Consider the following 11,905-nt stretch of genomic DNA (forward strand, 5'->3'; position numbering starts at 1 on the left):
ACCGCGCTCGCAGAAAGCCGTGCAAGGCTACCACTGGTCGTTTCAGCCGCCTACCAATCGCCGAGGACTCAGGTGTCAGGTGTCAGGTGTCTGACTCTGCTTCTCGGTCTGCTCCGTGACCAAGGGCGCATCACGGACCCAGTCACCGAGCAGGCTGTAGGCCACCGCGAGCAGCGTCGGGCCAAGAAACAGCCCCATGAAGCCGAAAGCCAGAATGCCGCCGAACACCCCCAGCAATACGACCACCAAGGGCAGGTTGCCGCCACGGCTGATCAGGTAGGGCTTCAGTACGTTGTCCACGCCACTGATGATGAAGGTGCCCCAGATCCCGAGGAAGATCGCCATGCCGTACTCGCTCTTGCTCACCAGCCAGGCGGTTGCAGGCACCCAGACCAGAGGCGGCCCCATGGGGATCAGGCTGAGAAGGAAGGTGAGGAATCCCAGCACCAGGGCACCCGGTATACCGGCAATCCAGAAACCCACCAGGGCCAGCAGGCCTTGTGCCGCGGCAGTACCGATTACACCATTGACCACGCGCTGCACGGTGCCGGCGACCAGATTGATGTAATGCCCGGCACGCTCACCGATCAGCCGATGCAACAGCCGCTGGACGAAGGCCGCCATGCGGGGGCCGTCCCGGTAGAAAAAGAACACCAGCACCAGGCTCAGGGCCAGCTCCAGCATGCCGCCGCCAATCTGCGCGCTACGTGCCAGAACCCAGTTGCCAACCTGGCCGAAATAAGGACTCATGCTGGCGAACAGTTCGGAACCCTCCCGGTTGATCTGCTCCCATATGTCCACCAGGCGTGGGCCAAGAAACGGCAAGCCGCTCAACCAGGCCGGTGGATGAGGTAAGCCACCCGCTTGCATGTCCTTGAACAGGATCGTTGCATCACGCAGGTGATCCGCCAGGTTGAAGCCCAGCCACACCAGCGGCACCGCGACCACCACCATCCACACGCCCGTCAACACCGCTGCCGCCAGGGACTCACGTCCGTTCAGCCATTGGGTCAGCAGGCGCATCAGCGGCCAACTGGCAAAGGCCAGAACCGCCGCCCAGAACAGTGCGGAGAAGAACGGCATCAACACCCAGAAGCAGGCACCCAGCAAGGCCAGCAGCAGGATCTGCACCAACAGGCGATCGTTGTTAAACATCGCAGAGGATTCCAGGAAAGATAGGGAACGATGATCACAGACATAGGCGCAGCTTAGAAGCAGCCGCGCATCTTTTCGATTCGGAGAGAAGAACTACTACGCCACGCCCCACTCAGGTACCAGAAGGCTTCAGGGACACGGAGTGAAACGTTCAAGGGCGGTGAAGGCAGAACCTATGGCACAGATGTACCCGGAAGAGTGCATCTGTGCCATGAAGGGGCTCAAAGATATCGCCCTAAGGCAGCTTCTCCAACCGCAAGTCGCCGGAGACATTCCCCAGTTGCAAACGGTTTTCCCGCACGCCCTTGGCCAGTAAAGCGCTGCGCCACGCCTCGGCATGCTCACCACTCACGCCGACACGCACAGTGCTGTCGATCTTGAAGGTACGCGACAACAAGGTTACCCAGGCGTCATCAGGTTCTGCTGGCAGGTGCATCAGGGACAGTTTGCCTTCGCTCTGCAACTGGCGCAGCAGTGTCGCCGCGGTCGGCATTACATCACTCAAGGCTGATGCCGCATCCAGCTGTTCGACATGCAGGTACGCACGACGATTGCCACGGGTGATGCCATACAGCGCCAACAGGCTGTCCTGTTGACGCAGCAACAGGTAGATCTGCCGTTCTTCCGGGCCATAGAGCTTGGCATTGTCGAACACATTATTGGCCCACAGGTTACTGGAGCCGCACTCCCGGCCCTCGCACCAGTAGAGCAACTGCGCACCGTTATCCTGCAAGGCCTTGCCTGCAGCACGGGCCGCCTCCACGGGCGAGTGCTGCGACGCCAGTTGGTAGGTCACCGCACGCAGGCGCCCTTCGCTCAACACCACTTCATTCAGGCGTATCTGGCCACTGATGCGCTGCACCGGCTCCTGCGGGTAGCGGCGCTCCAGACTGGCCACATCACGGTAGTCGACGATTTCGGCATGAGTCGGTCGTGCGACTGACTCAAGATCCTGGCTGCCCGGCAGATCATCTGCCAGCAATGGGGTACTGCTCAGCAGCAAACAACAGAAAGCAATTGAACGCATCCGATCCCTCAGCGTGTCAGCATGGTTTGTGCGGTCTTGACCACCGCTTCGTCTTGCGCGCGCAGGGGAACCTGCAAGCCGCGCTTTACTGCCGGTCGTGCATCGAGCTCACCCATCCAGCGTTGCAGATGGGGCAAGCCCTCGACGGAAACACCCGCCCAGTCATGCACGCGAACCCAGGGATAGGTCGCGATATCGGCAATGCTGTAATCGCCCGCCAGGTACTGCACCTCGCCCAGCCGGCCATCGAGCACTTCATAAAGACGCCGCGTCTCGTTCTGGTAGCGGCTGATCGCACCCGGCAGTTTTTCGGGGAAATAACGGAAGAACACGTTGGCCTGGCCCTGCATCGGTCCTACGCCGCCCATCTGGAACATCAGCCACTGCATCACTTGCGAGCGACCTTTCACATCGCTGGGCAGCAGTTGGCCGGTTTTTTCCGCCAGGTAGATAAGGATCGCCCCGGACTCGAACACGGCGAAGTCGTCGTACTCGCGATCGACGATGGCAGGAATACGGCCGTTGGGATTGATACGCAGGAAGGCCGGGGCCTTTTGCTCCTGCTTGTCGAACGACAAGGCATGAACCTGGTAATCCAGGCCCAGTTCCTCAAGCGCGATGGAGGCCTTGTGCCCATTCGGGGTCGCGGCGGTGTACAGGTCGATCATGGCAGGTGGTTTCTCCGGTGAAACCCGGATCACCTGCCGTCGGGAAGCTGCGGGCGAGCGGGTTTTAACATCCGCCCAGCCTCGACAGTTGTCAGGAGCAAGTCAAGCCGCGGAGAAGAAACGATTGAAACAGTCTGCGACGAGCCGTGCGCCCTCCTCGTCATTCAGGTGCAGGTGGTGACCACCCGGGAAGTACTGAATGTCGAAGGGCAGCTCGGCCAGCAGCGAGGTAACGCTCGATTCCGCCGCGATGTAGCCATCGTTGGCCAGAGCCAAGGTGGTCGGGCAACGCACGCTTTTCACGAACTGTTCAGCCTGGGCCTTGGTCAGGCGAATGAGTGATGGCAAGGTCAGACGAATATCCGTACGCCAGGTGTAACCACCGGGCACAGGCTCCAGCCCACGCTGGGCCAGCAACTCGGCTGCCTCACGACTGACCGCGACCACACCTCGCATGCGCGCTTCCACTGCACGGTCGACATCGTTGTACACCGGCTTGCGCTTCTCGCGCACACCCAGGCGGGCCTTGAGGGCTTCACCCAGGCGTTGCGGGGCACTTTCCGCCTCACCGGTGTAAGGCAGCAGCCCATCAATCAGGGCCAGGCGCTCGATACGCTCAGGCAGGCTGGCTGCCACCAGAATAGAAACAATCGCGCCGAGGGAGTGACCCAGCAGGGAGAAACGCTCCCAGCCCAGTTGTTCAGCCACCAGCAGCACATCTTCGGCCAGCTCCCACAGGCTGTAGCTGGAGCCGGGAGCGTAATGCCCCGAGTGCCCATGTCCGGCAAAGTCCAGCGCAACGATACGCAGGCCTTCCAGCTTTGGCGCCAGGCGAGCGTAAGTCATGGCGTTATCCAGCCAGCCATGCAGGGCCAGCACCGGCTGACCGTCTTCAGGCCCGAACACATGGGCCGCCAACTCTATATGCGGCAGGCTGAAACGGACTTCTTCAACAACAACACTCATGCCGATCGTTCTCCATTGATTGCTTGCCAGCGAGCGAACACGGTCCTGAGCAGGGTTGCCGTTTCGTCCGGGCGCTCCAGCGGAAACATGTGTCCGCCAGGTAAAGTCAGGTATTCCCCACGCGGGGCACGGCCCGCCTGGCGTGCATGATGCGGCAGCACCACGCGGCTATGTCGGCCACGCACCACGGCCAGAGGCACCTGCAACTGTTGCGGGCGCCCCGGCGAGGTGTGCGGCACACTGCGGTAGATATCGATTTCAGTGGCTGGATTGAAGCGCAGTCGCAGCCCCTGCCCTTCAATGCGCAGACCGTGCTGCACGTAGGCATCCAGGCATTCCGGATCAAAGCGGCTGAACAGCGCCTTGCCGGCAAAATAGTCACGGGCCTCGGCCATATCGCCGAACGCCTCACGACGCCCGACCGTGCGTGCGGCCGGGGTGATGCGGTCAATGAAGCCAAAGCGCTTGGCGGCGCGAATGACCATACGATCGAGCCCGGTCAGCAAGGGCGAATCCAGCAGCACCACACCGCGATACAGCTCCGGACGCCGCAGGGCCGCGTGATAGTGCAGGACACCGCCAAGAGAATGGCCGACCCCCAGGACAGGTTGTTCCTGCTGCGCAACGTGCAGAATCAGCTCGTCGACCAGGTTGTTCCAGTTGTCATCCACGGGAAAGCGCGGGTCATGGCCGTGCTGCTCCAGATGCGTGACCCGATAGTCAGGTGCCAGCGCAGCGAACAGCTTGCCGTAGGTGGCCGAGGGAAAACCGTTGGCATGGGCAAAAAAGATCAGAGATGACATGGTGGCTTACTGCAGGGGTTCCAGAGGATTGTCCGGCAGTCCCCAGCTCGCAGCAATCGACAAGCCGGGGCAGATCAGCCAAAAAGCCGCAGTGACATGCCAAAGCGGCCATCACAGGCATGAATCCCTCGCAGATGCACGCCGCAGAGCATCCGCGCAGGGTCAGATACGGAACTGCTCGATCAACCGACTCAACTGCCCCTCCAGTTGCTGAATGCTGGCCGATGCGCTGCGCGTCTGCTCGACCGTGGCAAACGTGCGCACGCTGATGTCGTTGGCACGTACAACGCCAGCGCCAACCTCATCGGCCACCTTGGCCTGCTCCCCCGCCGCCGCCGCTATCTGCTGAATGGTCTGATCGATAGCCGTAACCGCAGCATCGATCTCCAGCAGCGACTGATTGGCCTCCTCCGCTCCCCGGCTAGCCGCCGCCACGGCTTGCTGGCTTTCGCTCATCATGTCGATAGACGTCTGGCTGCTCTGTTGCAGCGCCTGGATGATTGTCTGAATCTCTGCCGTGGACTGTTGCGTGCGTTGGGCCAGCGAACGTACCTCATCGGCCACCACGGCAAAGCCACGGCCCTGCTCACCCGCACGCGCCGCTTCGATAGCCGCATTGAGGGCCAACAGATTGGTTTGCTCGGCAATCGAACGGATCACCTCCAATACCGAGCCAATCTGTTCGCTGTCACTGCGCAATGAGGTAATCACACCCGCCAGGCGATCAACCTTGTTCGCCAGGTTCTGCATGGCAGTGAGGTTGCTTTCAACCCGGGCCTGGCCACGTTGTGCCGTGGCCAACGTCTGGCGCGATAGCTGCTCGCCCTGCCCCGCGCTGCGGGCCATTTCCTGGGCACTGGCTGCCATCTCGGTCATGGCCGAGGCCATCTGGCCACTTTCATCACGCTGCTGCTCGACATCGCGACGTGCCGATTCGGCCGAGGCCTGCAGGCCATTGGCTGATTGCTCCAGGGTATGAGACGCGCGGGCCACTTCACTGACAGTCAGGCGGATCTTCTCGACAAAGGTATTGAAGCTGGATGCCAGCCGCCCAAGCTCATCGCGCCCTTGCACCGGCAGGCGTCGGGTTAGGTCACCCTCGCCTTCGGCGATGTCCTTGAGCATGCGGTTGATTCGCCCAAGCGAGCCCACCAGCGCCCTGCCCACTCCCACCGCCACCAGACCACCGAACAGCAGCGCGGCCAGCACCAGCCCCCACAGCAGTTGGTTGACCTGTATGACGGTGTCATCCGCCGCACTGGCCGCTTCATCCATGGCCGCCATGATGCTCTGCTGCAACTGGCTGGCGAGGTCGGCAATCTGTGGATCGATGCGGTCCATTGCCTGCAGGCTGGCATTACGCTGCTCGACCAGCCCAACCACTTTCTCGGCAGACGACTTGTACAGTTCCAGGCTCCCGAGGGCCGCATTCAAGCGATTCTTCGTGCTTTCACTGCTGCTGCGATCGCGCAGCACGGTCATGCTGCTCTGGGCGAAACCCAGCTCGCGCTGAAAAGCCTTGGCCTGCTCGGGCTTGTTCTCCTGAAGGTATTGGTAGAGGTATTGGCTGCCAAGCAGCAGGTGGCGCATGGCTGCACTGGAATAGAACACTGCATCGAGGTTGAAGTCTTGCTGCGCGTTTTCCAGAACCGTGCTCAGGGCTTTTTCAATCGCAGGACCATGCTCGCTCAATTCCTTGCCGGTAACGTCCTGCAATTGCCGGCTGAGGGGAACCAGTTGCTCACGAAACAGGCCACTGTATTCGCGGTGCAGGCGTTCGATCTCGCCCAGCAGGCGCTGCCGGTCCGGGTCATGCAGGCGAGCCGCGGTCTGCGCCTGTAGGCGCGAGAGATTCTGATCAAGGTTGGCGAACTGTTCTTCGGCTGAAGCATCGCCGGTGCGTGCATAGTGGCGCACCACCAGTTGCAAGCGCGCCATACCGTCCGTGAGCTGGGCGAGATGGTCCATGCTCGGCCCCAGGTCCTGGGTCACCACTTGCACGCCACTGGCAATGCCACGCAGGGACAGGCTGGACACTACGCCCAGCACCACCAGCAAGGTGCAGAGCACGACGGGAACGATAGAGACTTTGTAGGCAATACGTAGATCGGCAAACCACTGCATCGTGTGTTTCCTGTTCAGGCAAGCGTCGGCGGCTGCATGGAACGGGCCCGCCATCCTGGCAGGAAGTACAACCCTTATCGGCTGCCCGGCCGCGATGCTTGAACGTATTGCAATAAAAAGGCCACCCGAAGGTGGCCTTTTCAAATCAAGTCAGCCTCAGGCTTTCTTGACTTCCCAGCCGGTCAGCTCGGCCAGGGCCTTGCCGATGTCAGCCAGCGAACGCACGGTTTTCACACCCGCGTCCTGCAGGGCGGCGAACTTCTCGTCCGCAGTACCTTTACCACCAGAGATGATGGCGCCGGCGTGGCCCATGCGCTTGCCCGGAGGGGCAGTCACACCAGCAATGTAGGACACCACTGGCTTGGTCACGTTGGCCTTGATGAAGGCAGCAGCTTCTTCTTCAGCGGAACCGCCGATCTCACCGATCATGACGATCGCTTCGGTCTTCGGGTCTTCCTGGAACAGTTTCAGGATGTCGATGAAGTTGGAGCCCGGGATCGGGTCACCACCGATGCCGACACAGGTGGACTGACCGAAACCGGCGTCAGTGGTCTGCTTGACGGCTTCGTAGGTCAGGGTGCCGGAGCGCGACACGATACCAACCTTGCCTGGCAGGTGAATGTGACCGGGCATGATGCCGATCTTGCACTCGCCGGGGGTGATCACGCCTGGGCAGTTCGGGCCGATCAGGGTAACACCCAGCTCGTCGCACTTAACTTTGGCGTCCAGCATGTCCAGGGTAGGAATGCCTTCGGTGATGCAGACGATCAGTTTGATGCCGCCGAAAGCCGCTTCCAGGATCGAGTCTTTGCAGAAAGGAGCCGGAACGTAGATCACGCTGGCAGTTGCGCCAGTAGCAGCTACAGCGTCTTTAACGGTGTTGAACACTGGCAGGCCCAGGTGCTCGGTGCCGCCTTTGCCCGGTGTTACGCCGCCAACCATCTGAGTGCCGTACTCGATGGCCTGCTGGGTGTGGAAACTACCTTGCGAACCGGTAATACCCTGGCAGATAACTTTGGTGTCTTTGTTGATCAGGACGCTCATTATTTGCCCTCCGCAGCTTTGACAACTTGTTGAGCAGCGTCGGTCAGGCTGGTAGCAGCGATGATGTTCAGGCCGCTTTCTGCCAGTACTTTAGCGCCCAGTTCAGCGTTGTTACCTTCCAGGCGCACAACAACCGGGATTTTCACGCCGACTTCTTTCACCGCGCCGATGATGCCTTCGGCAATCATGTCGCAACGAACGATGCCGCCGAAGATGTTGACCAGAACTGCAGCGACATTGGCGTCGGACAGGATGATCTTGAAGGCTTCGGTCACGCGCTCTTTGGTCGCGCCGCCACCCACGTCGAGGAAGTTGGCTGGCTTGCCACCGTGCAGGTTGACGATGTCCATGGTGCCCATGGCCAGGCCGGCACCGTTGACCATGCAGCCGATGTTGCCGTCCAGCGCTACGTAGTTCAGTTCGAACTTGGCAGCGTGGGCTTCGCGCGGATCGTCTTGCGACGGATCGTGGAAGGTTTTCAGCTTGGGTTGACGGTACATGGCGTTGGCGTCGATGTTGATCTTGGCGTCCAGGCAGTGCAGATCGCCATCAGCCTTGATCACCAGCGGGTTCACTTCCAGCAGGGCCAGATCGTGATCCTGGAACAGCTTGGCCAGACCCACGAAGATCTTGGCGAACTGAGCAACTTGCTTGCCTTCCAGACCCAACTGGAAAGCCAGCTCGCGACCCTGGAACGGCTGAGCGCCGACCAGCGGATCGATAGTGGCCTTGAGGATTTTCTCAGGCGTGTCGTGAGCGATTTTCTCGATGTCCACGCCACCTTCGGTGGACGCCATGAACACGATGCGGCGGCTCGAACGGTCAACAACAGCGCCCAGGTACAGCTCTTTAGCGATATCAGTGCACGATTCAACCAGGATCTTGGTGACAGGCTGGCCATTGGCATCAGTCTGATACGTCACCAGACGCTTGCCCAACCACTGCTGAGCGAATGCTTTAGCGTCTTCTTTGTTGCGAACCAGCTTTACGCCGCCCGCTTTACCGCGACCACCGGCGTGGACCTGGGCTTTGACCACCCACTCCGAACCACCGATCTTGTCGCAGGCTTCTGCCGCTTCTTCCGGGGTGTCTACCGCGTAGCCTTTGGATACGGGCAGGCCGTACTCAGCGAACAGCTGCTTACCCTGATACTCGTGAAGATTCATGCTTATCTACCGTTCTTCGTTTAGGTATTGCGCATACGATGCTGCGCTCCAGGCGCCGCACCACCTTTGACTGCTCTGGTTAGCAGTCCCGACGCACATTCCTGCGATCGCCCAGAAGGCTTCGCGGGCCGTTCGTCGTGGTTATTCCTGCGGAGGGAGGGCTTACCGAAGCAAGCCCCCATTCTTATCGCGGCTTAACGTTTCTTGCGGTTGGCAATGTGGATGGCGTGGCCATTCACTGCCAGTGCTGCTTCATGCAACGCTTCGGACAGGGTCGGGTGCGAGAACACCATCATGCCCAGGTCTTCGGCACTGGTGCCGAACTCCATGCCAATGGCACCCTGCTGGACCAGTTCCGCAGCGCTTGGGCCAATCACATGAACGCCCAGTACGCGATCGGTCTTGGCATCGGCGATGACCTTGACGAAACCAGCGGTATCGTTGGCAGCCATGGCACGGCCGCTGGCCGCGAACGGGAAGGTGCCGACGTTGATTTCAACGCCCTCGCCTTTCAGCGCCTGCTCGGTCTTGCCGACCCACGCGATTTCCGGATGGGTGTAGATCACGGACGGGATCAGGTCGTAGTTCATCTGCGCCTTGTGCCCGGCGATACGCTCGGCAACCACAATGCCCTCTTCCGAGGCTTTGTGAGCCAGCATGGCGCCACGCACCACGTCACCGATGGCGTATACGCCCGGGACGCTGGTTTCGCAGTAATCGTCGACGAAGATGAAGCCACGCTCGTCCAGGTTCACACCGCTATCGGCAGCCAGCAGCTCGGTGGTCACCGGGCGACGGCCAACAGCCACGATCAGCTTGTCGAATACTTGCTTCTGCTCGCCCTGAGCGTCAGTGAAAGTCACAGTGACCTGTTTCTTCTTCACTTCGCTACCAGTGACGCGCGCGCCGAGACGAATGTTCAGACCCTGCTTGGTGAGGATCTTCATGGCTTCCTTGGAAACCTGATCGTCGGCAGCCGGGAGGAACTTGTCCAGGGCTTCCAGTACGGTGACTTCAGCGCCCAGGCGGGCCCAGACGGAACCCAGTTCGAGGCCGATTACACCAGCACCGATGACGCCCAGCTTCTTCGGTACGCTCTGGAATTCCAGGGCACCAGTGGAATCGACGATCACATCCTGGTCGACCGGAGCCGGCGGGATGTCGACCGGACGCGAGCCCGAAGCCAAGATCACGTTGCTGGCTTCGACGATCTGAGTCTTGCCGTCCAGACCAGTGACTTCGACCTTCTTGCCAGCCAGCAGCTTGCCGTGGCCTTCCAGCAGGGTCACACCGTTGGACTTGAACAGGCCAGCAACGCCGCCGGTCAGGTTCTTGATGATGGTGTTCTTGCGCGCAACCATGGCTGGCACGTCGATGGTGACGCCCTTGGCTTCGATGCCATGGATTTTGAAGCCTTCGTGGGCCTCATGGTACTTGTAGGAGCTGTCCAGCAGCGCCTTGGACGGGATGCAACCCACGTTCAGGCAGGTACCGCCGAGGGCGACCTTGCCGTCCTTGTCCTGATACTTCTCGATACAGGCGGTCTTCAGACCAAGCTGAGCGGCCTTGATGGCGGCCACATAGCCCCCTGGGCCGGCGCCAATCACTACCACATCGAATTTCTGGGTCATAAGTCGTTCCTTTTCGGGTAAACCGGGCAGCCCCTCGTGAGGGCTGCCGCGTGTACAGCTGCGGAATCAGATGTCCAGCAGCAGACGAGCCGGGTCTTCCAGCAGATTCTTGATGGTCACCAGGAAACTGACCGCTTCCTTGCCGTCGATCAGACGGTGGTCGTAGGACAGTGCCAGGTACATCATCGGACGAATGACCACCTGCCCGTTGATGGCCATCGGACGCTGAAGGATGTTGTGCATGCCCAGGATGGCGGCTTGCGGCGGGTTGACGATCGGGGTCGACATCATCGAGCCGAAGGTACCGCCGTTGGTGATGGTGAAGGTGCCACCAGTCATCTCTTCGATCGACAGTTTGCCGTCACGGGCCTTCTTGCCGAAGGTGGCGATGCCGCCTTCGATTTCAGCCAGACTCATGAACTCGGCATTGCGCAGAACCGGAACCACCAGGCCGCGGTCGCTGGACACGGCGACACCGATGTCCTGGTAGCCGTGGTAGACGATGTCGGTGCCGTCGATCGAGGCATTGACCGCCGGGAAGCGTTTCAGCGCCTCTACGGATGCTTTGACGAAGAACGACATGAAGCCCAGGCGCACGCCGTTGTGGCTCTTCTCGAACAGGTCCTTGTACTTCGAACGCAGGGCCATGACTTCGGTCATGTCGACTTCGTTGAAGGTGGTCAGCATCGCCATGTTCGACTGGGCTTCAACCAGACGCTCGGCAACCTTGGCACGCAGGCGGGTCATCGGTACGCGCTTCTCGACGCGATCGCCAGCAGCAAAAACTGGTGTTTCAGCAGCAGGAGCTGCTGGTTTGGCAGCCGGGGCTGCTGGAGCGGATTTCTTCGCTTCAACGGCAGCGACCACGTCTTCCTTGGTCACGCGACCGCCTTTGCCAGTACCGGCGACGCTGTTCGGATCGATGCCGTTTTCTTCGGCGATCTTGCGCGCAGCAGGCGACAGGATGGCGTCGTCACCAGCCGAGGCGGCAGGTGCAGAGGCCGGGGCAGCAGCCGGAGCGGCGGCAGCGGCAGGTGCTGCAGCGGCGGCGCCTGGCGCGCCCAGTTTGCCCAGCAGTTCGCCGCTGAGCACGGTGTCGCCTTCGTTCTTGACGATTTCGGCGAGCACGCCGTCAGCCTCGGCAAGAACTTCCAGTACTACCTTGTCGGTTTCGATGTCGACGATCAGCTCATCGCGCTTGACAGCGTCACCCGGCTTTTTGTGCCAGGTTGCGACGGTACCGTCGGCAACCGATTCGGGGAAAGTCGGGGCTTTGATCTCGATAGCCATTGTGTGTTGTTCCTTAAATTCGGTTTCTTCT

General features: G+C 60.7%; 10 protein-coding genes and 1 pseudogene. All 11 read right to left on the reverse strand.

Annotation, left to right across the window (positions count from 1 at the left end; genetic code table 11):
* Window positions 1-75: 75 nt before the first annotated feature.
* Window positions 76-1,155, reverse strand: coding sequence for an AI-2E family transporter (locus tag ACWPW0_RS11670; protein WP_454255412.1), 1,080 nt, complete (start codon window positions 1,153-1,155; stop codon window positions 76-78).
* A 235-nt stretch (window positions 1,156-1,390) separates the two neighbouring features.
* Complete coding sequence (locus ACWPW0_RS11675) at window positions 1,391-2,182, reverse strand: DUF4892 domain-containing protein (protein WP_454255413.1); 792 nt, start codon at window positions 2,180-2,182, stop codon at window positions 1,391-1,393.
* 8 nt (window positions 2,183-2,190) lie between these two features.
* Window positions 2,191-2,850 (reverse strand): glutathione S-transferase family protein, encoded by a 660-nt coding sequence (locus tag ACWPW0_RS11680; protein WP_454255414.1) that lies wholly within the window; start codon window positions 2,848-2,850, stop codon window positions 2,191-2,193.
* A 102-nt stretch (window positions 2,851-2,952) separates the two neighbouring features.
* Window positions 2,953-3,816 carry an alpha/beta fold hydrolase gene (locus ACWPW0_RS11685; protein ID WP_454255415.1) on the reverse strand — a complete coding sequence of 288 codons (864 nt, stop codon included), beginning with the start codon at window positions 3,814-3,816 and terminating at the stop codon, window positions 2,953-2,955.
* Complete coding sequence (locus ACWPW0_RS11690) at window positions 3,813-4,619, reverse strand: alpha/beta fold hydrolase (RefSeq protein WP_454255416.1); 807 nt, start codon at window positions 4,617-4,619, stop codon at window positions 3,813-3,815. Before ACWPW0_RS11690 ends, ACWPW0_RS11685 begins: the two co-directional genes overlap by 4 nt.
* Before the next feature lie 162 nt (window positions 4,620-4,781).
* Window positions 4,782-5,507: a methyl-accepting chemotaxis protein gene (locus tag ACWPW0_RS11695; RefSeq protein ID WP_454256731.1), complete on the reverse strand. Its 726-nt coding sequence runs from the start codon at window positions 5,505-5,507 to the stop codon at window positions 4,782-4,784.
* A gap of 132 nt (window positions 5,508-5,639) precedes the next feature.
* Window positions 5,640-6,797 (reverse strand): annotated as a pseudogene (locus tag ACWPW0_RS11700) (HAMP domain-containing protein); the annotation flags it as partial.
* Between the two features lie 102 nt (window positions 6,798-6,899).
* Window positions 6,900-7,787 carry a succinate--CoA ligase subunit alpha gene (gene sucD / locus ACWPW0_RS11705; RefSeq protein WP_454255417.1) on the reverse strand — a complete coding sequence of 296 codons (888 nt, stop codon included), beginning with the start codon at window positions 7,785-7,787 and terminating at the stop codon, window positions 6,900-6,902.
* Window positions 7,787-8,953, reverse strand: coding sequence for an ADP-forming succinate--CoA ligase subunit beta (sucC, locus tag ACWPW0_RS11710; RefSeq protein ID WP_022643107.1), 1,167 nt, complete (start codon window positions 8,951-8,953; stop codon window positions 7,787-7,789). The genes sucD and sucC overlap by 1 nt, the downstream gene beginning before the upstream one ends.
* A 194-nt stretch (window positions 8,954-9,147) precedes the next feature.
* Window positions 9,148-10,584: a dihydrolipoyl dehydrogenase gene (lpdA, locus tag ACWPW0_RS11715; RefSeq protein WP_454255418.1), complete on the reverse strand. Its 1,437-nt coding sequence runs from the start codon at window positions 10,582-10,584 to the stop codon at window positions 9,148-9,150.
* A 66-nt stretch (window positions 10,585-10,650) separates the two neighbouring features.
* Window positions 10,651-11,874: a 2-oxoglutarate dehydrogenase complex dihydrolipoyllysine-residue succinyltransferase gene (gene odhB / locus ACWPW0_RS11720; RefSeq protein WP_454255419.1), complete on the reverse strand. Its 1,224-nt coding sequence runs from the start codon at window positions 11,872-11,874 to the stop codon at window positions 10,651-10,653.
* Window positions 11,875-11,905: the final 31 nt, after the last annotated feature.

The organism is Pseudomonas sp. Marseille-Q8238 (assembly GCF_965111915.1).